At 60.2% G+C, this 25,115-nt stretch carries 19 protein-coding genes; 12 read left to right on the top strand and 7 right to left on the bottom strand.

The features are described from left to right. From tssF to N2597_RS26770, 12 genes are read left to right on the top strand one after another with little or no spacing between them, the layout of a single operon-like run. Positions 1 to 1,875 carry a type VI secretion system baseplate subunit TssF gene (gene tssF, locus N2597_RS26825; RefSeq protein ID WP_009994446.1) on the top strand — a complete coding sequence of 625 codons (1,875 nt, stop codon included), beginning with the start codon at positions 1 to 3 and terminating at the stop codon, positions 1,873 to 1,875. Next, on the top strand, positions 1,839 to 2,909 hold the full coding sequence (tssG, locus tag N2597_RS26820) for a type VI secretion system baseplate subunit TssG (RefSeq protein WP_183601864.1): 1,071 nt from the start codon (positions 1,839 to 1,841) through the stop codon (positions 2,907 to 2,909). The genes tssF and tssG overlap by 37 nt, the downstream gene beginning before the upstream one ends. After that, entirely contained in the window at positions 2,900 to 4,174 is a 1,275-nt protein-coding gene (gene tagH, locus N2597_RS26815) for a type VI secretion system-associated FHA domain protein TagH (RefSeq protein ID WP_096771164.1), read from the top strand. Before tssG ends, tagH begins: the two co-directional genes overlap by 10 nt. Beyond that, positions 4,174 to 4,635, top strand: coding sequence for a type VI secretion system lipoprotein TssJ (tssJ, locus tag N2597_RS26810; protein ID WP_096771212.1), 462 nt, complete (start codon positions 4,174 to 4,176; stop codon positions 4,633 to 4,635). Before tagH ends, tssJ begins: the two co-directional genes overlap by 1 nt. A 17-nt stretch (positions 4,636 to 4,652) precedes the next feature. Next, positions 4,653 to 5,987: a type VI secretion system baseplate subunit TssK gene (gene tssK, locus N2597_RS26805; protein WP_096771165.1), complete on the top strand. Its 1,335-nt coding sequence runs from the start codon at positions 4,653 to 4,655 to the stop codon at positions 5,985 to 5,987. A gap of 4 nt (positions 5,988 to 5,991) precedes the next feature. Next, complete coding sequence (gene icmH, locus N2597_RS26800) at positions 5,992 to 7,317, top strand: type IVB secretion system protein IcmH/DotU (RefSeq protein WP_096762399.1); 1,326 nt, start codon at positions 5,992 to 5,994, stop codon at positions 7,315 to 7,317. Position 7,318: 1 nt separating this feature from the next. After that, on the top strand, positions 7,319 to 10,846 hold the full coding sequence (tssM, locus tag N2597_RS26795) for a type VI secretion system membrane subunit TssM (RefSeq protein WP_183601866.1): 3,528 nt from the start codon (positions 7,319 to 7,321) through the stop codon (positions 10,844 to 10,846). Continuing rightward, entirely contained in the window at positions 10,828 to 11,376 is a 549-nt protein-coding gene (tagF, locus tag N2597_RS26790) for a type VI secretion system-associated protein TagF (RefSeq protein WP_183601868.1), read from the top strand. The genes tssM and tagF overlap by 19 nt, the downstream gene beginning before the upstream one ends. Then, positions 11,373 to 12,485, top strand: coding sequence for a DUF2169 family type VI secretion system accessory protein (locus tag N2597_RS26785; protein ID WP_077988886.1), 1,113 nt, complete (start codon positions 11,373 to 11,375; stop codon positions 12,483 to 12,485). Before tagF ends, N2597_RS26785 begins: the two co-directional genes overlap by 4 nt. Further along, positions 12,482 to 13,525, top strand: coding sequence for a beta-ketoacyl synthase N-terminal-like domain-containing protein (locus tag N2597_RS26780; protein WP_096762402.1), 1,044 nt, complete (start codon positions 12,482 to 12,484; stop codon positions 13,523 to 13,525). The genes N2597_RS26785 and N2597_RS26780 overlap by 4 nt, the downstream gene beginning before the upstream one ends. Beyond that, the gene (locus tag N2597_RS26775) at positions 13,525 to 14,511 is read left to right on the top strand and encodes a DUF4150 domain-containing protein (protein ID WP_064684120.1); all 987 of its coding nucleotides are present in this window, start codon (positions 13,525 to 13,527) and stop codon (positions 14,509 to 14,511) included. The genes N2597_RS26780 and N2597_RS26775 overlap by 1 nt, the downstream gene beginning before the upstream one ends. Further along, positions 14,508 to 15,437: a hypothetical protein gene (locus N2597_RS26770; RefSeq protein WP_077988888.1), complete on the top strand. Its 930-nt coding sequence runs from the start codon at positions 14,508 to 14,510 to the stop codon at positions 15,435 to 15,437. The genes N2597_RS26775 and N2597_RS26770 overlap by 4 nt, the downstream gene beginning before the upstream one ends. Here N2597_RS26770 and N2597_RS26765 read toward each other — a convergent pair. The 7 genes from N2597_RS26765 to N2597_RS26735 all read right to left on the bottom strand — a co-directional run bounded on the left by N2597_RS26765 (position 15,428) and on the right by N2597_RS26735 (position 25,040). Then, positions 15,428 to 15,778, bottom strand: coding sequence for a hypothetical protein (locus N2597_RS26765; protein WP_077988889.1), 351 nt, complete (start codon positions 15,776 to 15,778; stop codon positions 15,428 to 15,430). The genes N2597_RS26770 and N2597_RS26765 overlap by 10 nt on opposite strands. Beyond that, positions 15,778 to 16,203 carry a DUF6484 domain-containing protein gene (locus N2597_RS26760; protein WP_009983572.1) on the bottom strand — a complete coding sequence of 142 codons (426 nt, stop codon included), beginning with the start codon at positions 16,201 to 16,203 and terminating at the stop codon, positions 15,778 to 15,780. The genes N2597_RS26765 and N2597_RS26760 overlap by 1 nt, the downstream gene beginning before the upstream one ends. A gap of 11 nt (positions 16,204 to 16,214) precedes the next feature. Beyond that, entirely contained in the window at positions 16,215 to 18,521 is a 2,307-nt protein-coding gene (locus N2597_RS26755; protein ID WP_183601870.1) for a type VI secretion system Vgr family protein, read from the bottom strand. A 189-nt stretch (positions 18,522 to 18,710) separates the two neighbouring features. Beyond that, on the bottom strand, positions 18,711 to 20,987 hold the full coding sequence (locus N2597_RS26750) for a glycosyltransferase (RefSeq protein ID WP_183601871.1): 2,277 nt from the start codon (positions 20,985 to 20,987) through the stop codon (positions 18,711 to 18,713). Between the two features lie 64 nt (positions 20,988 to 21,051). Next, entirely contained in the window at positions 21,052 to 21,372 is a 321-nt protein-coding gene (locus N2597_RS26745; protein WP_096771174.1) for a hypothetical protein, read from the bottom strand. Between the two features lie 171 nt (positions 21,373 to 21,543). Then, a complete protein-coding gene (locus N2597_RS26740) occupies positions 21,544 to 22,803 on the bottom strand; it encodes a phosphoribosyltransferase family protein (RefSeq protein ID WP_225881346.1) in 1,260 nt (419 codons plus the stop codon). A gap of 95 nt (positions 22,804 to 22,898) precedes the next feature. Next, positions 22,899 to 25,040 (bottom strand): caspase family protein, encoded by a 2,142-nt coding sequence (locus N2597_RS26735; protein WP_106797482.1) that lies wholly within the window; start codon positions 25,038 to 25,040, stop codon positions 22,899 to 22,901. Positions 25,041 to 25,115: the final 75 nt, after the last annotated feature.

The raw sequence follows: 25,115 nt of genomic DNA, 5'->3' as shown, positions 1-25,115 counted from the left end.
ATGGATCGGGTCTTCCTTGAATATTATGAGGAGGAACTCACCCATATTCGCGCGCTTGCCGCCGAGTTTGCCCATATGCACCCCGCGATCGCGCGCAACCTTTCTCTGGATAGCATTCCGTGTCCGGACCCCTTTGTCGAACGGCTTCTTGACGGCGTCGCATTTCTGGCCGCCCGCACCCGCCAGAAGGTGGATGCCGAAAGCACGCGCTATGTCCGCAGCGTGCTTGAAAACTTCTATCCGGACCTCGTCTCGCCGGCGCCGGCGACGGCCATGGTCGTGCTGAAGCCCGGCCAGCAAGTTCAAACCATGCTTGCAGGTCACCTTTTGAAGCGGGGAACAAGGCTCGTTTCAAGCGTCCGGCCTGGCATTTCGACGAGGTCCATCTTCACCACGGTCCAGGACGTGACGCTCTGGCCGCTTGCGATCAGCTCCGTGACCTACATACAGGACCGAAGCGGACTCGCGGCGGCTGGGATCGGCGCCATCGACGGAGTTGCCGGCGCCTCCGGATTGAGCATCACCATCAATCGAACCGGCAAGGGCAAGCTGGCCGACTTGTCGCTCGATCGCCTCGACCTTTATTTCAGTGAAAAGAGCAAGGCGCCGTTGCTCTTCGATACGCTGTTCGGCGCCTGCGGTGGCGTTGGCGCGCGCCCGGAGGGGCGGGACAATCCCTTGAAGCCGCTGCCCGCGCCCGAGATGGTCGGCATATCGGACGACGAGGCGCTCATGCCTCGCACACGCGAAACTTTTGAGGGCTACCGGCTCCTGCGCGAATATTTTATCGCCCCCGAGCGGTTTCACTATGCACGTGTGACGGGGATGCGGCCGGTCGTTCGCCGTTGCGGCGAGAGGCTGGAGCTGGTCTTCCTGCTTCGCCGGCCAGTTCCTGAGCTTGCGGGCCTCACCGCGAAGGATCTGGAGCTTTTCGCAACGCCGATCATCAACCTGTTCGAACGCTCCTGCAGCGTCATCGAGCTCGATGCGCGGCGGACCCGGCAGGTCCTCCATGCCGATCGGACTCGGCCGCGCGATTTTGAAATCTATCGTGCCGTGCGTGTGGAAGACGCCGATGCCGAAGGTTCTGATGCGGAGATACCGGCACTTTTCAGTTTCGGACAGAACCGCACAAACGGTTGGGTCTATTTTACAGAACGTCGCCCGCGGCGTCCGAGCGAGGACGAGCTTCGCCAGGGACAAACCCGCACATCCTATGTCGGAGACGATGTCTTCATCACACTCTCACGGCCGGCGCAGTCGAAAGCGGGGCGACCGCTCAAGCGGATTGAAGTGACGGCCCTGTGCACCAACAGGGACCTGCCGATACTGGACGACACGCCCTCCCTTACGCTCGAAAGCGGCGATCCTGTCGAGACCGTGCAATTGCTTGGCGCGCTGCGCCAGCCCTGGCCTGCCATTCCGGCAACGCTTCCTGCCGGCGCCGTCGAAGCCTCAAGAGCCGACGAACTCGCCTGGCGCTTTATCGCACAATTGTCGCTGAACTTTCTCAGCCTGGCGGAGGAAGGCCGCGGGGTCGACCCTCTTCACGCCCTGCTCGATCTTTATGCCCAGCGGGGGGATCCAAGCCTCTCGCGGCATGTACGCGCCATTGCGAGAGTGGAGGCGCGACCTCTCATTGAGCGCCTGCCGATCGCTGGACCGATGTGCTTTGCCCGCGGCAGCGACATCACGCTCCACGTCGACCAGTCAGTGCTTGCCGGGCATAGCAGTTTGTTGCTTACGGCGCTGCTCTCGAGGCTTTTTGCCCGCTACGCGGCGATTAACGGGTTCGTGCGCACGAGAGCGCGGATCCTGCAGAAACAGGAGGATGTGCTATGGCCGATAACGCCGGGCAACCGCTTCCTGATCTGAAGAATGACGCCGTCCGATCCGCCGAGCAGTTCGACTTTTTTGAGCTCCTGCGGCGGCTCGAAAACGCAGACAGGATCTTCGGGCAGGCAGGCCCACCGCAGCGGGAACCAGCCAGGCTCGGGCAGCACATACGGCTGGGTTTTGCCGTGCAGGACATCGCAAGGCTCGAGCCTTCCACCGAAACAGCGCCCGCCCGGGTAACGGTGGCCACGATCGGTTTGCTCGGCCCAGAAGGTCCGATGCCGCTTTATCTGACGCGCTGGGTGCTGGATCGCCTGTCGCAGCGCTGGTTTGCCGGTGCCGACATGCGCGAGGTCAGCGACACCACCTTCGTCGACTTCGTCAATGTGCTTCAACATCGCATGATCGCGCTTTTCTATCGGGCGTGGGCGGATGCGCACCCGGCCGTTCAGATCGAGCGCGCCGAGGGCGGTCGCATTCGGGCCATGGCCTCGGCCATGGCGGGGATCGGCCTGAGAGGCAGGACAGATCGTCAGCCGACCGCGATCGACATGACGAAGCTTGCTCACGCCGCAGCCCTTGCTCATCAGGTCGATGGGCCTGAAAGGCTCACGCAGTTTCTTGGCGATCATTTCAAGGTTCCCTTCAGGCTTCGGGAATTTGTCGGTGTCTGGATGGACATACCGCAAAGGATCCAGTCCCGCCTTGCCGGCGGCTACGCACAGCTCTGCAGAAGCGCCACGATCGGGCCGAGAACATTCCAGCGACAGCAGAGGATCGAACTCTCCGTCGGACCATTGACGCTTGGTGACTACGCAGCCTTTCTGCCCGGCAGCGAACGGCGTACAACTTTGCAAACGGCACTCCGCGATCTGGTGGGAAACGGGCTCGATGTGGATGTCAGGCTCGTGCTCAGACGAGACGAGGTTCCTGCAGCGCAGCTGGGAAAAGCGCGGCTCGGGCATATCGCCTGGCTTGCTCCGAAACCGGATCGAGGCGACGCAGCCGATTTGTGCATGCGCACCCTCGTTGGTTTTCGTCCTGAGATTGCGGAGGCCGCAGCATGGCCTTGATCCTTACCCTCGAACAGTCCCCCAGGCCCCAGGCCGTGCGCCAGATGCGTCTCGTCGAGGGCGAACTCGTCATCGGCCGCAGCGCAGACGCCGACTGGCGGCTCGACGATCCGGACATGTATGTTTCGCGTGCCCATTGCACCATTGCTTGCGTTCACGGTCGATACCAGGTGACGGATACGTCAAGCGGCGGTCTCTTTATAGACGGGTCGCGCGCACCACTTGGAGCGGGAAATTCTGCTCCGTTGCATGACGGCGCCCGACTGCAACTCGGCAATTATGTCGTCCGCGTCGAGCTGCAAAGCTTGCAGGCAGAGCGCCCGCATGACCAACCGACATCGCCACCGCCGATCAGTTTCGAACGGGATTCGTTCTTCTCCGAACGCAGCGAGCGGGTTGAATCCCCCCGGCGGCCCACCGGATTGCCTGACCCGTTCGAACACCCCGCTGCGGCGCCGTTTGCCGATCCCGACAGGCAGGAATCGCAAAAAAGCGCGCCCCTGTTCGACGATCCGTTCAGCCTCGATCCGCTGCCGGCCCAGCGGCAGGACAACCGTGCCTGGGATCTTTTTCTGCCGGGGACGGCTGCAGAGCAGCCGGCTCCGGAGCTCGCCACCCCACCAATCAGGCCGCAACCCAATCCGGAACCACAGCCGGAGCCGAGGCAACAGAAGTCAGTGCCTAGCGAGACCGACCTTCGCGACGCCTTTCTGCGCGGATTGGGCTTCAGTGGCGAAGAATTTCCGTCTGCCGATCCCGTCGTCCAAATGGAGAATTTCGGTCGGGAATACCGGACGATGCTGGAAGGGTTAATCCATCTTCTGCGCAAGCGGGCCGAAGAAAAGGGCGAGGCCCGGATCGCACAGACTGTTGTCGGGGCCTCCGAGGTCAACCCTCTCAAATTCATGCCAACGGTCGACGATGTGATCGCGACGTTCCTCACGCAACGCAATGCCGGCTTCCTGCCGCCCGAAGCGGCGATCAACGGATCCATCCGCGATCTCGCCCACCATCATGTGCGCACGTGGCGCGGCGTCCAAGCTGCCCTGGCAAGGATGGTGGAGCGCTTCGATCCGGCGGCGCTGGAAAGCGAATTGAAGTCTCAATCGGCCTGGGACGCACTGCTTGCGGGCGGGCGACGGGCAAAGCTCTGGGAACTTTACGAGAAACGCTATCGCGAAATAGCCAGGAGCGCATCAACGCGCTTCCTCGGCGAAATCGGCAGCGATTTCCGGGACGGCTATGAAGAGAGGGAGAAAGAATAATGCTTCACCGACGTGGTTTCTTGATGATGCTCGGCGCGACAGGCTTGATTTCCGGCTGCGTGAGCGGTCCGCCGAAATCCTCGACCGTGACCGTAAAGGCGACGGGACAGGCGGGGATGAATCTTGCCGCTGATGGCGGGGATCGCCCGGTGAGCGTGCTCGTTCTCAGGCTCAAGGATGTCGGAAAGTTCAATTCTGCCGACATTTTCGCCCTCCAGTCCGACCCTGCCTCCGCACTCGGGGCAGACCTTCTCGGCTCCGACCAGTTGACGGTCTCTCCCGGGGGATCGGCCACCAAAACGGTGGCGTTCCCGCCGGAAGCCACGTTCCTCGGGGTGGTCGCGTTTTTCAGGACGCCCGGCGGCCGTGTCTGGCGGCAGGCCGTCCCGATCAGGCCGGAATCGACGGTGACGGCGAATGTAGCATTGAGTAGCGGCGGCATGGCGCTCGCGCTCGCCTGAAGGGAGGGCGTTCCAGCATGACCGACACGAATAAGGTGCTCTGGTCCGAGGGACTTTTCCTTCGGACGCAGCATTTTCAGCAGCAAGACCGGTATACCGAGGCCCTGATACGCGGCGCGCTGCAGGCGGGGAGGTTGCAGACCTTCGGCTTTCGATCCCTTACGCTGGACACCGCACAGATTGAAGCAGGCCGCGTTGCCGTCTTGTCGGCGCGCGGCATTTTTCCGGACGGCACGCCCTTTTCCATTCCCGAGACGATGGATGCGCCGGTTCCATTGGCCATCACCCGCGACATGGGTGCAGGGGCGGTGCAGCTTGCCCTGCCACTGGAACCGCCGGGCGGAGCGAGCTTCGATGCCGCTCATAGCGAGCCGACGGGTGCGCGTTATAAGGGCCAGATCGAACGCGTGCGTGACGCCGTGCATGGGGGCGCCGACCCGGAAGAGATCGAGATTGCCCGCCCCCAAGCCCTGCTCCTGTCGCCGGTGCAGATGACCGGCGGCTATACCGCGATGCCGGTCGCGAAGGTCAACGGGCTGCTGGCCGACGGCAGCGTCGCGATGGGGGAAAACTTTCTGCCACCAGCCCTGACGACCGGGGCCGTGGCTTTCTACGGCCAGTTGATGCAGGAGGTGATAACCGGGCTCGACCGTATCGCCGATGCACATGGCAAAATGGTTCTCGGCGGCGCCGGCCGCAGCGTGGAAAACCTGCTGGTACTCGATCTCGCCAACACGGCACGTCCGCGGCTGGCCCACATGCTTCCCCAGGAGGTTTTTCACCCGGCGGAACTCTTTCTGGAACTGAGCGGGCTTGCTGGGCGAATGGCGACCTACGGGTCCGGCTCCCGACGGCTGACCGAGCTTCCGACCTATGATCACATGGCGCCGGGACCTGCCTTTGCGGCGCTCGCAGACACTTTGCGTTCGCTGCTCCTTAGCCTGCGTTATGTCGAGCCCAAGTCGCGGGCATTGCCCGTGCTCAAACACGCGACCAACGTCTGGAAGGTTCGGGTCGACAATCCCGAATTGCTGACCGCCAGCCGCATTGTCGTGCGGGTCGGATGTGACATGTCCGAGGACGCGCTGCGCAAGATCTTCGTCGATCAGGTCACCGTGGGTGCTGCCGACGAATTCGAGGCCCTGTGGAAGTCACGACTGCCGGGCATCCGCCTGAAGCCGCTTCATTCGCAGCCTCGCGAGATCCCCTATGACGGTGACCGTCTCTGCCTTGAGCTGGATCAGCGCAGCGAGCATTGGGAATCCCTTCTGCGTTCGCCCGGCTTTGTAATCGGCGTGTCGGGCGTTTTGCCCAGCGAACCGCAAGTCGACTGCTATTCGGTTAACAGGTAGCGCCATGGCAAGTGAGGATCCATTCGGTCTTTCGGGCGATAAGGGTCGTACACGCATCCGCCCCGCGCCCTCGGCGAGCGCAAGGCAGGTCCCTGCTGCCGGAACCCTGGCAAGAAGGGCGCGATCTCATCCAAACATGCTGATCAGTGCTTTCGCCAAATTGCTGGAATTTGCACCGGAACTCGAAAGTGCGTTGCCACCGAGCAATCCAGAATTGCTGCGAACGAGACTGATGGAAGAGCTTATTGCGGCCCGCGACGCTGCGGTGGCCTCCGGTTCGGCGCTTGCGCGGGCGGACTCGGCCGCCTGGGCTGTCGCCTCGCTGCTCGACGATCTGGCGCTGAACACGCCCTGGGGTGGAGCAAGCGCATGGCCGCGCCAGCCGCTGGTCGTGATGCTCCGTGGCGATGTCGATGCCGGAGCGCAATTTTTTGCCCGGTTGGAAGAATTGGAGCGCCATCCCGGTCGTGATCAGGAATTGCTGGAGCTTTATTATTTCTGCCTGGCGCTTGGTTTTCGCGGCAAGTACCGTGTGCCTGGCCGTGCCGGCGACCGCTCGATCAGCGCCGTTCGCGCCGCCGCGGCTCGTTTTCTGCGTGACGCCGATGCTGAAGCTGCACCGCTCTCGCCCAGATGGGAGGGCGTTGCAGCGGCTGACGAGCCATCCCGTTTTGCCGTGCCGATCTGGGTCCTAGCCGTCGTTGCTGCAGCGCTGTCGACGGCAATTTACATGTTGCTGTCGATGCGGCTCGACACCAAGGCGGAGGAACTTGCAACGCTGGTGCGGGCACTGCCGCCGCCCGAGCGGGCGGAAATATATCGCCCCGAGAAGCGGACACCACCGCCGAACGCACCGCCCGTGGAGCCCGTTATTTTCCAGTTGCTGCCGGAATTTCGCGCCGCAGCGCCCGCCTCGCTGCTGCCGGCACTGAAAGGAAATGAAAACGCCTCGTCGGTCACGCTTCTTTTGCAGTCAAGCACACCGGAGCTTTTCCAATCCGCTAGACCCGAATTGACGAAGAGCTTTGAACCCCTTGTTGCTTCCATCGCAGCGGTTCTCAAGCAGAATGCGGAACTGATCGGCGGCATTACCATCACCGGGCACACTGACAATGTGCCGCTGCAAGCGAGCAATCCGCTGTCCAATAACCAGCGCCTCTCCGAGGCCCGCGCTGCAACGATTGCATCATTGCTGGCCGCCTCCGGCGCGCCGACCGGACAGCTGAAATCGCAAGGACGCGCGGCGACACAGCCGGTTGCGGGAAACGGCAGCCGCGAGGGTCGGGCCGCCAACCGCCGCATCGAAATCCTTATTCAAAAGAGGCTCTGAGATGGCGATCTTCCGGTTCCTCTGGGCTGTTCTCACCTCTCGCTGGCTCTGGACCTTCATCGGGCTCATTTTGCTGTCCCTCATCGTCTGGATATTCGGCCCTATTGTCAGTGTCGGAGACAGTGCGCCGTTTGCTTCCGAGATCGTGCGACTGATCATCATCGGCCTTTTGTTCCTCGTGTTCATCATCTGGTGGGTTGCGGCGCGGCGGCGCGCGGTGCGCGCCAACCGCCTCTTCGTTTCCGAGATTGCTCCTCAGCCTGAGGCTCCGCCAAGTCCGGCTGAAGAGGGCGTTGCCGCCGTCGGAGTGAAATTCCGGGAGGTGATGGCGGGTCTCAAACGCCAGAAGGTCGGCGGCCGAAAGTTTCTCCGCGAAATGCCGTGGTATGTCATCATCGGCCCGCCTGCCACCGGCAAGACAACAGCCCTGCGGCAATCCGGATTGAGCTTCCCGATCGATCTGACCGACGACCTTCACGGCGTTGGCGGCACGCGCAATTGCGATTGGTTCTTTACCGAGGAGGCGGTGCTGATCGATACGGCCGGTCGCTACGTTCAGCAGGAGAGCCAGCCGGAGGTCGATGCAGCGGAATGGCTGGGCTTCCTCGATCTGTTGAAAAAGCACAGGGGCCGTCGTGCGTTGAATGGGGTGATCGTGGCGCTCGGCATCGACACGCTGTCGGAAGACGATGCGGCGATCCGGATGCATGGCAGGCAGATCCGCAAACGCCTGGCCGAGCTTCAGGAGCGCATCGGGATCCGCTTGCCCGTCTATCTCATGCTGACGAAAGCGGACCTGATAAAGGGCTTCGAAAGCTTCTTCGGGGCGCTCTCGACAGCCGATCGTGAACAGGTGTGGGGCGTGACCTTCCCGCCAGGCGCCCGCATCGAGGGCAGCGAAGTCACCGGTGAGTTCTCGGCCTTGGCGGGCGTGCTCGAACGACGTCTCATTCCGCGTCTCGAAGGCGAAGAGAACCTGACCGCCCGGGCGGAAATATTTCGATTCCCAGCTCAGGTAGAAAGCCTTTCAGAACCTGTTCGTGTGCTGATCGAGACCGTCTTCGGCGAAAGCAAATATGCGGAAAGCGCCTGGTTGCGGGGTATTTATCTGACCTCCGCCACGCAGGAAGGTACGGCAATCGACCGGCTGACGGCAGCATTGGCATCATCCTTCGGCCTGCCTGCCCAACCCGCTGCACCGATGTTTAGGGCCGAAAAGCGCAGCTTCTTCCTCAAAGACCTGCTGACGAAGGTCATTTTCAGGGAGGCTGGCCTCGGCACTTTCGATCCGGCGGCAGAGGATCGGCGTATCTGGATCTGGCGCGGTGCCGCCGTGGCAGCAACAGGATTCGTGGTCATCGCCGGCCTGTTATTCACGATATCCTATCGGAAGAACGACGCCGCCCTGGCGGCGCAGGCCGAACAGCTCGAGGCCCTGCAGCTTCCCCTGACGCCGGTTGCGGCACGCCAAGCGCCGGTGGATCCCCTCGACATTGATTTGGCGCTCGAAGCCGCCACGGAAGTGGCGAATGCACGGACAGACCAGCCAGGCGGAATAGCCTCCTTGATAGGTCCTTCCGCTGAAACCGAAATTCTCCAGGCGCAATCGGACGCCTACCACCGCACCCTGCGCAATATATTGGAACCACGCATGGTCGCGCTGCTCGAGGCGACGATGTGGCGGCAGATCCGCGATCCCGAGTTCCAGTTGGGGGCGCTGAAAACCTATCGCATGATGACCGGCCTGTCGCCGATGGACACGGACTTCGCCAAGCAATGGTGGACGGAGAAATTGCCTGAATCGGCGCCCGTGCCACCTTTCAAGACCGAGGTGGCCGCAGATCATCAGCTTGCTGCGATCGACAATATGGCAACGGAACAGGCCTTCGTCGCACCTGACGAAGCGCTGGTAGGCGAAGCGCTCCGTACGATCTGCTCGATCCCGTTGCCGGTTCGCGCCTATAGCGCGCTGCTCTCCGATCCGGAGGTCACGGCGCTGAAGGAATGGATCCCGGCAGATCATGTCGGCCCGAACGGCCTGAAGGTTCTCGCGCGGCGCTCCGACAAGACGCTGAGGGTCGGCATCAGCGGCGCCTTCACCTATGACGGATTCCACAACGTGATCCTGACCCGGCTTGAAGACGTCGCAACGCAGGCCGCGCTGGACCGCTCGGTTTTTGCCGGCGGATGCTCCGAGAGCGCCAGCCCGTCGGTTGCCGTCCTCTCGCAAGATATCCTTAAACTCTACTATGACGACTATATCGCCAAGTGGGACAGCTTCATGCGGGACGTCAGGCTTGCACCACTGGCCGACCTGCAGACGGCCAGTGAAAACCTCAAGGATCTCTCCAGCGCCGATTCATCAATGAAGCGTTTGCTGACCGCGATCGTGCGCGAGACGGAACTGACCCGTGCCGATGACGGCGGGGGCCGGGCTCCTCCGCCAGGAGCATCCAAGCTTTTGTCCAAGCTTGGCAAGATCGGCAAGCTTGCCGCCAAGGGCGTGAAGATAATGCCCAAAGCCGGCTCCACATCGGATGTAGATCTTTCGGGGGCGCTGGTCGCCGAGCATTTCAAACCTATCAAGGCGGCCATTGTCGAGGTCGATGGCCAGCCTCCCGCACTCAATGATGCAGTCGCAGCCTTGACCGCGCTGTCGAACATGCTTCAGACCGTGTCGGCAAGCCCGGATGCGCAGGACGCAATGAAAAGACAGGGCGGCCTGGCGGAGCTGACCGGTGCAGTGGCGAAACAAGCCGTGACCCTTCCCGATCCGCTGGACGACTGGCTGGCCGGACTGGCCGGCAATACCAGCGCGCTGGCAACAGGGGCAGTCACTTCTGAGCTCAACGCCATCTGGCGTGCCGACGTGCTTCCCTTCTGCCAGGCGGCGCTAACCAATCGCTATCCGTTCGTCCCCGACAGCGCAATCGATGTGAATGTCGTTGACTTCCAGCGCGTCTTCGGTCCCGGCGGGCTGATCGACAGCTTTATCAATAATAATCTGGTCAACTACATCGACACGACCAGCCACCCTTGGAAATGGCGCTCCGACATCAAGCTCGATCCCAGGCCTCTGGCGGCGCTGGAGCAGGCGCGGCTGATCCGCGACAGTCTCTTTCCGGGAGGCGCGGGGCCGATCCTGACCTTCACGCTCGAGCCGAAAGATCTTTCGCCGACAGTCAGCCGCGTGACCTTGAATGTCGACGGTCAGAGTCTCTCTTACTTCAACAACCCGACGCGCCCGCAGCCGATGACCTGGCCCGGCAGGGATGGAACCGGCGTGATCACCCTCGCCTTCCAGCCCCTCGACGGTTCGCCGGAAGTGATGGTCAGCGAGACTGGAAGCTGGGCGTTTCTGCGGATGCTGCGCGCCGGTCGGCTGAGCGGGACCAATCTTGCCGAGCTCTTCAAGCTGCGCCTTGCTGCCCAGGGCTACTACGCCGATTTCGAGCTTCGCGCGGCAAGTGTCGCCAACCCCTTTGATTTGAAGATGTTTGCGAGGTTCTCGTGCCCGACGCAGCTTTGATCCTGCCCGGATTCTTTGGAAAGCTGCCGGCTGTGGGCGATTTCGTCACACGCCGCCTGCCGGCCTCCTTCGTCGGGCGGTGGGACCGCTGGATCAGCCGGCATCTGGTTCACCGATTTTCGCAAGGGCCGATGGAGAACGCTCCGGTCCTGCGCTTTCTGCTCGGCGGGGAGACATTCGGCCCGATGACGGGCGTGATCCTGGCCAGCGCTGATCGTGCCGGCCGGCGGTTTCCGCTGACCATCGCCGCGGCGCCCCCACTTGCCGCCATCGAGATTGCAAGCGTTGCCTCAGACTGGTTCGATCGTTTGGAAGCGACAGGAACGTCAGCAAGAGATGATAGGAGGGACGGCGACGCGTTGGCCAACGCCCTTGCGGCACTGCCATTTCCGGCGACCAAAGCGTGCGACCGGCCGCTCGGAGACATGGTTTTCTGGACATCGGAGCGTAAGATCACGGCGATCGACGCTGCCATGCCCGATGCCGCGCTTGGGCAGTTTTTCCCCGAAGACGAGAGCCATGTCCGATGAGGATCTGGAACCAAACGGGTTACCCCACCGAATTCACGATGGGCATGGATAAAGAGGGCCGGGAATACATCCTTGTCGTCGTCAAGGGAACCTTCGACTTCCCCGATGTCGCGGGCGGAGTCGCGCAGAAATCCCTTGAGCAAGTCCCGCTGGTCATGGCCGACACCTATACCGGCGAACCGGGTTTTTCTGCAACTCTTTGGGAATCCGACTTCGCGTTCCGCAAAACGTTCTGCGACGTTATCGCCAATGGATGCGCCTACGCTCCACAAGGCCGTCCAGCCGACCGCGTCACGGTCGGAATCAAGGTTGGCAACTGGTCAAAGGTTTTCGAAGTCCTCGGACATCGCGAGTGGCGGGCGCTGGGGCCGGCCTTCATTGCTCCCGCCCCGCAACCCTTCCTGCGTCAGCCCTTCTCGTATGATACGGCCTGGGGTGGCATCGACCGGCTCGATCCCGACGAAGAGATGCCCGCAAGTTACAAGCAAAACCCCTTCGGTACCGGTTGGGCGCGCACGAGCAATCAGCGCCTTGTTCCCGGCCTGCCGCTGCCGAACACGCAAGCGGTAGACGAAGAAATCCGCTCGCCGTTCGGAGACTATCGGCCGATGAGTTTCGGCCCATATGGTCGGGGTTGCCCGGGCAGGATCGAGTTCGCGGGGACCTATGACCAGAACTGGATCGACAACATCTTCCCGTTCCTGCCTCCCGATTTCGATGAGCGTTATTTTCAGATGGCGCCAGCCGATCAACAGATATCTCACCCCGAGGGTGGTGAGCAGGTGATACTCATCAACCTCACTCCCGAGGGGAAGACATGGTTTTTGCTGCCCGATACGGCACTGCCAATGACGATCTTTCGCGATAACGAGGTAGTGCTCGACAAGGTCATCCGACCCGACACGCTGCTATTCGACATCGAGAGCAGGCGCCTATCAATGGTCTGGCGAACGGAGGTGCGGATACGGAAAGTCATTACCGAGTTCGAGGAGGCCTGGGTCGGTCGTCCGACAGCGACGATGAGAAGAGCTCGGGAACAAGGCAAGCAATATATCCGGGATGTGGCAACGCAGAAGGAACTGGTCGCTGATGATGAGGTGGGCGCATGACGGCCCGTGCGCTGGACGTCCTTGCCTGCGGGATGGTGACCGCCGTTGGTCTCGATGCGCCTTCGGCCTGTGCTGCCATACGTTCGCGCATTGATGGATTTCAGGAAACCCGATTTCAGTCCGGCCCGGATGAGCCGATCATCGGCGCTCCGATCCCTTTGATCCCCGAAGTTGTGGGCGAGCAGCGTATGGCCTACATGGTTGCTGCCGCGATCCGAGAAAGTCTGGATTCCTTGTCCACCCCGCGTGCAATGGCCGCCCAGCTGGTACTTTGCCTTCCAGAGGAAGGCCGTTCCGGTTCACCGATCGAAGATAACGTGCGGCTCGTCCGCCGAATTGGCGATCTCCTTGGGAATTCTGCCACCGGGCCCACGCGCGTGATCAGCGAAGGAAGGCCGGCAGGACATGCCGCTTTGCGAACGGCAGCGCGATTGTTGGCCGATTCGGATACAGACCACGTCGTCATCGCCGGTGTGGATAGTTATCTCACGGCTGGAACGGTCACGCACTATCTGGCCGAGAACCGATTGCTGACGCCAGACAACGCCAATGGTTTCATTCCGGGCGAAGCAGCCGGCGCGATCCTCTGCGGCCGGGCAGGACAAGGCAATTTCCGACTCGCCGGGCTAGGTCTCAGTCGAGAACAGGCTTTCATCTACAACGGGCTCGATGCGGACGGGATGCATCTACCATTGCGTGGCGATGGCATGACGGCAGCCTATAGGGAGGCCCTGGCGGAATGCGGGATCGAAATGGCGGGGCTTGGCTATAGGATCGCAGATCTCATCGGTGAGCAATATTGGTTCAGACAATCGGCCCTTGCGTCGATCCGGCTGGTTCGCGGGGCCCACGACTTCCAGGATATCCGGTCTCCCGCCGAATCGCTCGGCAACGTGGGAGCCGCCGTCGTGCCGATCATGGTCGGAATGGCGATGACCGCAGCCGCCAAAGGCTATTCGGGCGGCAGCCCCGTCCTCATCGAGGCATCCAACGACAGCGGTGCCTGCGGTGCTGCCATCTTCTCATTCAGGGTGCAGTGATGGGAAATGTCTTTGCGAACGGATTGGAGATTTCGGGCAAGGACACCGATGGAAAGACCATTGCCGCATTTCCCGACACCTGCTTCACTCCGCCCCAGACGCCCGCTACGCCACCGGGCGTGCCCGTTCCCTATCCGAGCTTCGGCACCTCGAGCGATACCGACAAGGGCACGAGCACGGTCAAAATCGGCGGCCAGACGGTCAACATCAAGAACAAATCCTATCTGTCGAAGACAACCGGCACAGAAGCCGGTTGCGCCCCCAAGAAAAACCTCATCACCTCAAGGAATACAGGCAAGGAGTATTTCCACTCCTGGTCGAATGACGTGAAATTCGATGGCGAGCCGGTCATTCGATTCAGCGATATGGCGACCAATGACCACGCATCGCCACAGGCCGGTACGCCGCCTTGGCTTCATGTGCTCTCGGCAAATGTCGGAGGAATCACGTGCGGCACGCTGCTGCAGAAGATGAACCTACGTCTGCATCCGCACAACAAGAAAAATTGTCCGCAGGGATATCAGTCGGAACACTATGTCGGAAACGAATACTTCCAGCCCGATCGTGCTCATAATACCTCCTACGATCAGTGGAAGGATTACAGCGTGCGCACGGCACCATGTGTCTGCATCCGGTCGATGAAGCACAAGAAGGGCGGCGGGTTCCAGGAAACCGGCAAAGGAAGCCGCAAGGACACTCCCCACGACACGAAGACGAAGGCGGTCAACGACTACAACGCAAAACTGGAAGCTCAGACAGGCAGGTCCCCTAAGTTACGGGGGGCTGTCGCCAAGGGAACGAAGTCGATCTCCGAACAACACAAGGAGTGCAAGAATTCGAGCCCTGCCACGCAAGAGAAGGTCGCGAAATGTCTAACCATGATATTTATGGCCTATATCCAGAGCGTCGTCGGTCCCCCTCCTCCCAAGAAATCAATGGAGGAACTTAATGAGATGCGGACGATGCGTCACAGGACAGTGGCATGACCGGGCGCAAGACAATAGACGATGTGCCTTCACAGGAAGTCTACCTGGAGGCAATGCGCGGCTATCACCTTGGCGGCACGCTTTTTGGCGTGTCGATTGAACTCAGCGATGAATATAGGGAGTGCGGCCGTTCCTATCTGCTGTTAGTGGATTTCACTGGGCGGAGCGCCCGGTTTCATGTTCTCTTGCAGCTGGAAAACCAGATGTTGTCGCACATCAGCGGTTCGCAAGATGATCACGTGTTGCTGGAGGTCGGCGGCCTCACCCATTTCCTGCGCGGCAGTTCGCACACCATCGCACGGGCGCCAGAGCCCTTCTTTCACAAGCTGTTCCGCCTGCCCGATGGAACTCTCTTCACCTACGGCGAGGACGGCTGCGTGTGTCGTTTTGACGGCATTTCGTGGCAGCCGATCCAACCGCTGGTATCGTCATTCCTGAGGGCCATGCATGGGCCGTCGGCCGAGCTCCTTCATGTGGCGGGCAACAATGGTACTCTCCTCCATCTACAAGGGGACCGTTGGCGGCAGGTCCCGCTCGATTTCAACCGCTCAATCGAAGCGATCCATGTCTCGCCTAACGGGACGGTCAGCATCGGCTGCGAAGACGGCATCTGCTTAGAGTACCGAGACAATCTGTTGAAAGAGATCAAGGCGCCCGACAGTGATTTCATGTCGATATGTGACTTCAAGGGGGCGCGGTTTTGGGGCGATAATGACTTCGGGGTTTTCGTCCAAGACAATCACGTCCTGAAAGAGTTCCGGGCCTTGGGCTTTGCCTATGCGATGCAGCCGTCGCCCGATTTGCTCGTCGTCACCGGGTGGAAAGAGATATTCGTGTTTGACGGAAATTCCTGGTCGGGGTTCGAATTTGGCTACGACGGACAGCTGTATATTCAGGTCATCGACATGAGCAGGCGTTATCTCTGAGCGCTTGCGCCGTTGACGGTCAGATATTCGCGGACCTTGTCCAGGTCCAGTTCCTTCACAGCGATCAATCGTCTGGCGCTCAGCATCCGCACCACAAATAGCTCGCCCGCCTCGGGAAATTCCGCATATCGCTCCTTGGCGATATCCTGCCCTGCCTGCCCCGCCACTCTTAAGCCGTCTAAATGGGCCTCAAGCCGCTCGACCAGCCGAGCAAGCCGCTCCTCATCCATGTCAGGATTTTCGTCCGGGTGAAGCAAATGATAGTCATAGACGGTCCATAAGAACGCCGCCATTTCGGCGTGTTGGCGGACGATCTCGCGAAGGACGGGAGCGGCGGGCATTAGTTGAGGTTCACCGATCCACCACGGACGCGATTGGCTGCGCTAGCGTGGCTCGTCACATAAGTGCCGCGGATGGTGATGTGCCCATCCTTTTCCATGATGATCGTCGCTTTGCCGCAACGAAGCTCGATCCGCTCTCCGGCTGTGATCTGAACACGCTCGCCGTCACGAACGACATTCGGCGTCGGCGCCCCGCGCGCCGGATCGACGATGCGCCCTAGGATCAGCGGCCGAGACGGGTCCCCACCCTCGAAGAGTAACGCTACCTCAGCCCCGACCATGGCAGAAGTGAGCTCTGTCAAGCTTTTCGCACGGAGCGCTGTCTCCACGGGATTGCCGGGAAACACGACCAGTGGCACGCCTGCATCGAAACCTAGCAACAGCCCGATGACCACTCCCTCAATCCGCTCCAGAATGTCGGACATATGACCCGTCCTCAATTATGATTGATCTTGCTGCCCTTCCATGTGACCTCTCCCGAGGCCTTGCCATTGAATTTGCCCGAGGCGTTGATCGAAATGTCCTTGCCTTCGATCGAGATCGTGCCGTCCTTCTTCATCGCGATGCTTGCTGAGCCGCACTTGATGACGACCGAGTCCCCCGCTTCGATCAGCAGGTCCTGACCGATCTTGATCGCTCCGTCTTCACCCACCTCGACAAGACTGCCCTTGGCGACTTTCACCGCCCTACTTCCGCCGATCTCCGTGGAATCGTCATCGCTGATCTTGGCGCTACGCGCCTTGCCGATGCTGCTCGTCTGCCCGCCGCCGATCGACACGCTCTGGTCTGAGCCGATTTTCCAGCTGTCGGAGGCGCCGATGTCGTGGCTCTGGCCGGCACCGACGCTGATGGAACGGGACGCGCCGATCGTATTCGATTGGGTCGCGCCGACCGATCTGGTCTCTGTCGCGCCGACGCTATCGACGCGTGCGGCGCCAACCGTCACCGTCTGGACTATGGCGACGGTCTGGGTATGACTGGCGCCGATCGTTTCCGTCGAGTTTGAGCCGATACTGATCGTCTCATTGGCGCCCACAGTCAGAGATCGATTGACCCCCACCGTCTCGGTATCATTCGATCCGATAGCGACGGTGCGGTCGACACCGACCTTGGTCGTCTTGTTGTTGCCGATATCCTCGTCGAGGTTCACGCCGACGGAGTGCTTGGCGTTGTTGTCGATGCGATCCGACTGATCGTGTTGGACGAGTTTGCTGCGATCGTGCTTGATCAGGAGGTTGTGGTCTTTCTGCGCCTGGAAATAAACCTCCTCCGATCCGGCTTTGTCTTCGAAACGCAATTCGTTCCACCCGCCCCCGCCAGGAGAGGAATTCGTCTTCAACCCGGATTGGGTGGCATGTCCGGGCAGTTCGTAGGGCGGCATTTCCTTGCCGTTATAGACCCTGCCGGTGATGATCGGCCGGTCGGGATCACCCTCGAGAAAGTCGACGATCACTTCCTGACCGATACGGGGGATCTGAATAAACCCCCAGCCCGCACCGCTCCAGGTTTGCGAGACGCGTACGAAACAGGAGCTGTTCTGGTCCTTCTTGCCGAGACGGTCCCAGTGGAACTGCACTTTCACGCGTGCATATTTGTCGGTGAAGATCTCCTCGCCGGCGGGTCCGACCACGGTGGCAGTCTGCGGTCCGCGCATGATAGGCCTTATCGTGTTGCGAGGTGGCCGATAACTGATGGAGGTCGGAGCCACCTGGAATGTGGCTCGAAAGGTTTCTTCCTCCGCATAGGCTGCGGGCCGGTAACCCGGATCGAAGAGACGATAATCGGCGTGCAGCACGACATATTCCGCGTTCTGGTCCTTGCGCGGGAAATTCTCGAGTTTGAAGGTGCAGCCGGAGGCGAGACCCCGCACAGTGCCGGCAGCGGCGATCCGTTGATGTGACGCCTGAATTTCCTCCCGCCGCAGCACGGCAACCGCGTCGCCGCGACCGACCGTCAGATGCGCGCCGGGATGGCGGTAATGTTCGCCCTGTGCCTCCGCATGAGAGAAAGGTTGCGCCGATTGCGCCATGAGGTCGGCGCCGGGCTTGGTGAAGTCGTAGTCCGTGTGGGCGAAGGTGCCGGGAAGGACGGAACTAGTCGCGACCCAGTCCGTCATGTATTCCTCATCCCGGCGCACGGGATCGCCCTCGGCCCGGAACTTGACGCTGCCGTAGCCTGGTGCAGGCTTCAGCTTGTTCATGGCATCCGCAAGAACCAGAGTGTGTTCGCCCTCATCATATTCGAAGAAATACATGATGCCTTCGTGCTCGAGCAGCCGCTGCACGAAGTCGAGGTCGGTTTCGTCATATTGCACGCAGTATTCCCGAGCCTCGTAGGAACCCTGCAACCGCTTCTCGAATTTCGCTGCCTTGTACTTAGAAAAGATCTTCTCGACGATTTCGACGACGCTCATATTCTGGAAGATACGGCAATCGGTGCTGTTGCCGAGCAACCAAAGCCAGGGTCGCACCTCCGCCTCGTAGTAGGCAAACCTCTCTTCGATGCGCGTCAGGCGAAAATCGGTGACCAGCCCGCTGAACCAGCGTTTCTTGTCTCCACTTTCTCCTTCTACCGATAAGGGTTTCCCGAGCAGCTTCAATGCGTCGACATTTTCGTCGGAACTGATGAAGCCGACAGTGAAGGCAAAACACCGGCTGACCTCATCGCCGCCGATGAGATGCGTGAAGGTCAGCGCTTCGGATCCGAGCGGCGTCTGGACGGTTGTCTTGCGATCATCAGCCATGCGGAGAATGCCCCTGTCTCGTGACGCCGGCGATCCTGATGGAGAAGCCTAGCACAAAGGCCCCTCGCCTCGGAAGTGACATCGATAGTGCAACAATCCGATGCCAGTCGCCTGGCCTTCCGGTCGACCGCAATACGCCCGAAAGGAGAGCCCCGGTCTGACCTGCGCAATCGGGGCGGTGCGAAAATGTCATACGCGTGCGATCGATCCCCCGAGCGCTCGATCCGTCCTGACAGAGAATGCGAGCTCTTCGATTGCCAGCGCCGCTTCACGCGCTCCATTGGCAAAAACGATGCGGCTTGCTCGCTCGCGATGCTGGGCAAGAAAGTCCTCCGACAGAGCGCGTTCGATTGCCTCATGGGCTCGTTCGGCATCCACCGATCTCAAACATAGCCCCAATCCGGAGCTTTGCGCATAGGCTGCTCTTACAGCCTGCTCGTCCATCTCGGGCGCTTCATTCGGAACGAAGATTGCCGGGATGCCGCCATAAATACATTCGTGGAAGCTGTTGTAGCCGGCATTCGTGATCATCAGGTCGACGGCGTTGAAATATCTGGCTATCGGATAGATCGCCTTCTGGAAGGTGCCCCCGATATGATCCTCTCGCTTCGGTGCGAGGGGATTGACCGCGTCGACGACCTGGACGCCATGCTTGAGCAGTCCGTCGATGATCGCCGGCCGCAGCCGGCTGACGTCGAAATTCCGTTCCGAGCCGAGCTGCACGACGGCGACAAGACCGGCAGGATCGACAGCGAGAGCCGATGCAGCTTCTGCCCGCGAGAGCCTGTCGTCATTGTCAACAAGGAGGATCGGAGAAACGCCGATCACGCCAGCGCGCAATTGCGCGGTGATGCCGTGGTCTTCGTCCGCGGCGAACTCGCCCGGCTCGATCACCATGTCGAACCGATGCTGCATCGACGGATCGAGGCTATGACAGGATGCCCACATCCCGCGGCGGATCCAGACCCAGTTCAGATCGGGACGGGCGGTCAGCACCTTCAGCAGGCCAGGATAGGGATGGTTGCTGTCGAAGACGACGCTGTTGATGGCAAACGCCTCCACGGCGGTCAGCAATTCCTGTGCGAAGACCTCGTTCCAGCTGTCGTCCGTCACACCGATCTTCGAGGCGGACGGTATGTAGTCTACCGGGTGCCCACGTGCTTCGATAATCGAAGATCCGGCCGACATCGTCAGGAAAACGGGCTCCATGTCAGGCGACATGCGCTCGGCGATTGCCATCAATCGCGTGATATGGCCAAGGCCTATGCCGTTTGTCGCGACAAACAGGACGCGGCGCCGTCTCATCAGCGACCGTTGCGATCTTCGCGGCCCGGAACGGACCGTTGCGTGTCCGCTCGACCCGGAGAACGCGTCAGCGCCAACCGCCTTGCCGACCGTGGCAAGCGCGGCAGGCGAGCAAAGTCCGAGTTCGTCATAGATGGCACGCATTCTTTCCGGGTATCGGCTTTTCGAAAACTTCTTCTCGACCAATGTGCGCGCGGCTGCCGACTGGGCGCTGAAGGCCTCGGGAGAGGCGAGAAATCTCTCCAGAACGTTGGTTGTTTCGTCGGGCCGGCAATAGACCGCACCCTCTTCGAACAGGTCACGAAACGATGGGTCGAGGATGGTCACAAGCCCGCTCGCCATCGCTTCGGCAATGCCAATGCCAAACGCCTCAACCCATCGCCGGCTGTGAAAGAACACATAGAAATCGAGCCTGTTCAGAAACTGAGACACACCGCTGTTCGAATAGGGCAAGATATTCCAGTTTGATCCAATCAAAGGCACGAGTTGGTCCGGCACGCCGCCCATGACCTTGATCTGGACATTGCCAAGGTCGGGATAGGCCGCGCGCAGTTCAGCCTCGGTGTCCGGCCATTTCAGGAGATCGCGACGTGAATGTCTGCCGATTACCGCCCTTTCGCGCGGCGGCTGCGCGGTCCTGATCGGCCACTCGGCAAGGTCGATCAGGTTGAACAGATCATGACGCAAGAGCTCGGGCCTGTCGGCGATGATGTCTTCGAACTGATTGCGCACCTTGGGGCCGACCGGTGCGAAGATGACGGGCGCCCCGAACATTCTCTCCAGATTTCGGTTCACCACGTCGATGTTATATTGCGCATTGCCGGCTCCGTCGAAGGGCGGATGCTGGACCGAAAGGAGGACGACCTTCGACCTGAGGCGCAGCGGCCGTGTCGGCATGTGCGTGAACGCCAGGGGATTATGCGCGAAAAGAATGTCGCACTCGACTGCCTCCTCGCCCGTCAGCCACGGCACATCCTGACGCTCAAGAACGTCGAGAAGACGTTCCTCGAACCGTCTGGAACGGATGTCGGAAACGCCGAGAAATGGAAGCAGAGCCGTCGAGAGGCCAAATTGCCGAGCGGCTTGGATCTCGACCCGTACCGCCGATGAGGAGCCGCCATAAAATCGAGGATCGGCTGCATGGACAATATCAAAATGCATTCGAAAACCAGATTGGGTCTATCAATGCTACCAGAGTCAATTCTCAGTTGTCAGGCCCGTTGCTTCAATAAGCGCTGCCGCTGCGGCCGAAAGACGGGTTCCGTTCGGGACGGTCCAAATTCCTCACAGCAACGGGCTTTGGCTTGACAGACCGGGTGATCCTTGATGCCGCGACCGGGACATAGGAACTGTTCGGATAGCTGCTGATAAAATTGCGATAGGCTCGATCGGTGTTGCTTCGCCGTGCGTTGCGCCAAGCCACTTCTTCAGCGGCGGTCGGCGCACCTCGGTAACCGCTGATGATTGACGCCAGCGTCATATTCGAGCCTTGAGAGGTGCATGAGGCAAGTATCAGCGTTCCGAGGATAGAGATTTTGCGAAGCATATATTGCCCTCCCCGCAGCTTATTTTAGTAAGCATTCACAAACTACGAAAGTCAATGCCCGCAAGGTGAAACTCATTATTTTCGATTGTCCGATGCAGCCTTGAAGGACTTCTCCGGCCTTTCAGGCAACGAATAAATGCAAGTTTCGACTGGAAGAACTCGGCGGCGTGTCTAAGTCGACCCGCCTTTTCGCAATGACAACTGTTCGGCGAGGAATTCCTCGAAGCACAAGCCCAATGTCACCTCACGCGAAACCGCCCATTTTCGCAACATCAGGTCGTAACGCCTGCGCACATAGTCCTGATATTGGCCGGACGAAAGCGATGGGAGGTGGTGCACTTGCGGAATGAATTCGGCCGGCGTCTCTGCCCGGGACATGAGTTCTTGATGAAAATCGGAAAGAACGATGATCGGATATTCGTTCTTGGCCGTGCAAATCTTGCGGATCGACTCAATGGCGTCGAGAAAGCCGTCTGGTCTTGACCCGAGCCAGCTGACAAGAGTTCGAGATTTTGCGCGGTTGTGCGCGTCGGCAATTGTGTATCGGAGCTCCTCGGGCATAGTTTGCTCTCGCCTGAAAAACGCGAAAGCGTCGAAAGACATTCTCATATTGAACAAGTTGCGCAAAGGGGTGTTCGGCAAAACCATCTGGTGGGTCTCCGTGCAAAGAACCGGCTTGTTCGATATCCTGGCAATCTCGTTCGCCTGCCTATGATTACTCTCGACAAAGATCTCGGCATCACACTGCCGATAGAAGCCGGCCTTGAACCTTGCATGGGTGCCCCGCCGCCGACGCTCCGCCGCGCTCGGCAGATCGAGCATTATGAGCTTGCCGTAGTCGATCGAATTTGTACGAAGCCAGGTTTCGGTCAAGGATCGGTACTTTTCGAGCCGGCTGGTCACGAGATAGGCGATGAAGCGCGTCGGTTTGTGAAGCGCCCGTGCATTTCTCAAGAAGGCTTCATAAGCCGGACCATCGTCATTTTCCGTATCGGTCGGGTCGAGGCAGAGCACCCCGTCAATGTCGATGCACGCCTTCGATAACAGGCCGTGATGCATGAAATTCCACTGGAACAGCCTTGGCTGTTCGACGACCTCGAATATGAAGTTGACACCCTCGACGCTGTCGCGCAGACCATAGACCGCGGCGAAGACAAACTCAGCACGACTTTCGCATGCCATCAACTTGGCTTTGGCTTCGCGCATGGCGCCACCGGTATTGATGCTGTCGTCGAGGACAAGAACCCTTCGAACGTCGGATGCGCTCCTGAACGAAGCCGTATTCTTTGTCGCACCGAAGGAGTAAACGCGGCCTTCGATGAAGCTGTCCAGATCGGTCATCGGTAGGTTGGCGACCAAGCCGAGCATGTTGGCGGCCAGCAGGCCGCTGCGTGGAATACCGACGACCAGATCGATCTCGCGAGGCAGCATGTGCAACCCGTTGACGATGGCTTTGTGAAGATCCGATATCGAGCGATACTGCATCCCCAGGCCGATGCTCCCCCGTTCAGGTCATCTCCGAACCGTCATTTGCCGTTCTGTTCCAGAAAGAGATCGACCTGGGCTTCCATCCTTTGCCGTGTTGCCGTGTCGAGTTTCTTGCCGATTGCGGCGCGCGCTTCATCGGCTCGGTTAACGCCCAGCTTTTCGGCCAGCACCCCATAATAATAGGCAAGCGGCACATCCGCCTTTCCCGTGAAGCTGCCTTTGTCGTAACCGAAGGCAAGATCGAGATTGGCCAACTCAAGTCCACGATTGGCAGATAACTTGAAGAGGGAAAGCGCGCGGTTTCGATCAGCAGGGAGTTTATCGGCGCCTTTCAGGTACAGCCTCGCGGCGTAATAGGGGGCGTATTTGTTGCCCATGTCCGTTGCCTTGAGCAGGGTCTCCAAGCCACGTCTAAGATCCTTCTTGGTGCCCTCTCCACTGATATAGGCCTGCCCCAGATTTGCCATGGCGTCGATCTGGCCCGTATCGGCCGCCGCCATGTAAAGTGCGACCGCCTGCGAGGCATCCTGCTTTACCCCGGTGCCCAGCCTGTAGCAGTCACCCAGCGCGGTGATGGCGTTGGCCCATCCGCTGGAGGCGGCAAGACGATACCAGAGAATACCTTCTTCTGGGTCCTTCGAGACACCCTGGCCAAGAATATAGGCCGTGCCGACGTTCGTGCGTGCGCGCAGGTTGCCCATTTTTGCGGCCGCCATGTAGTAGGAGAGAGCCTGGTCGTAGTCGACCTTCCGGCCGATCCCCATGCGAGCCATATAGCCAAGATTGACGAGAGCGGCGCTATACTGCTGGCCGCCGGCGAGTTTATAGAAATATTCCGCCCAGTTGTATCGGCCGGCGATCTCGAGAACACGACCAAGCTGATACTGCAGCCGGGGATTGTTCTGATCTGCTGCAAGCGCAAAGGCGCAGGCCCGCAGCGCGTCGCGCACATTGACGAGACCATTGCTGACGCCGGGGACCTGTCGCTGCGGATCGTTCGGGTCAGCACCGTAAAGATCGCATTCGGTCACAAGACTGCGCATGCCGCTCGCCGTCTCGGGCAGTGCACTCGGCCACATCCTGAACGTTTCGCTCACCGCACGCTCGCCCGATTGCTGGAAGACGAACTCCTTAGCCTCGGCGTCGTCCGTACTCGGCACCTGGCTGGCAATGGATGAGGCGACAAGGCTTTCACGTACATAGAGCCCGCGTTTCGAAAGGGCGGCAACCTGGACACGGCTCTTTTCCTCCGCCTCGGCCGCGTGCGCGCTTTGGGGAAAGATCTTGGCAAAGCGCTCGAAATCAGCAGGATCTGGGCTATCCTTGATGAAGGTCCACAGCACCTCGTCAATAGCAACCGGGCTCGAGGTCTCGGTGGGCGGAACAACGGCTTCCGCGGTCAAGATTGCCGCCTGTGGTCGGAACACGAACCGTGTTTCGATCGAGCCGGTGATCCAAGGTATTTGGGCATTGCCGGTCGCTTGCCTGACATCGCCGCGAACCGTGCGAAACGTGTCATAAACATCCAGGTTCGGTCGCTGCAGGGCATTGGCGAGCGCCGACGAATAGGGGCTGTTCAGCCCGGTGCCATCATAGGCGACTTCACCGGCGCTCGTTGCATAGGCCACCAAGACCTGCCCGCTTCCCGCCTCAGTGTCCGCCAGCCCCTGACGAAGACCCTGGAAATTTGCAGCCGGATTGTTTCGGCATGCATCAAGAATGAAGAGCTTCAGCCCGACAGGATCGTTCTTGACGATATCGATGAGGTCATTGAGAACGAGTGCATCGGCGACCACCCGCTGCGCAGAGCTGGTATCGACGTCCACGGGCAACAGGAGATTGCGCCCAGCGGCCTGCAAGGCGTGGCCGGCATAGTAGAAGACGGCAATATCGGCACCGACCAGATGCGTCCGAACGGTCTCTTTCAGGTCTCTGACCGCCTCTTTCTTCAGGTCGTAAAACAAAAGCACGTCGAAATTCAATTCGGTCAGGGTATTGGCGATCAGCTTGGCGTCATTTTGGGGATTGCTCAACGGCGCAAAAGGATAGTCACTATTGCCGATGACGATCGCCGCGCGCTTTTCTGCGTGAGCAGATCCCGCGAAAACTTGACACGCGATCAGCAGAAACAGGCAGATAAAAAAACGTGGGCCTCGCCCCTGCGCAGATATGGAAACCATCACTGTCGCTCCAATGAGAAGACCATGCCCGAAACCATCGACGCAAAGCCTGAACGTTGCTTGTCTGCCTGCCAC

Source organism: Rhizobium sophoriradicis (assembly GCF_025200795.1).
GTDB lineage: Bacteria > Pseudomonadota > Alphaproteobacteria > Rhizobiales > Rhizobiaceae > Rhizobium > Rhizobium sophoriradicis.
The sequence above is the reverse complement of the archived record's forward strand: the minus strand, read 5'-3'. Positions and strand labels throughout refer to the sequence as shown.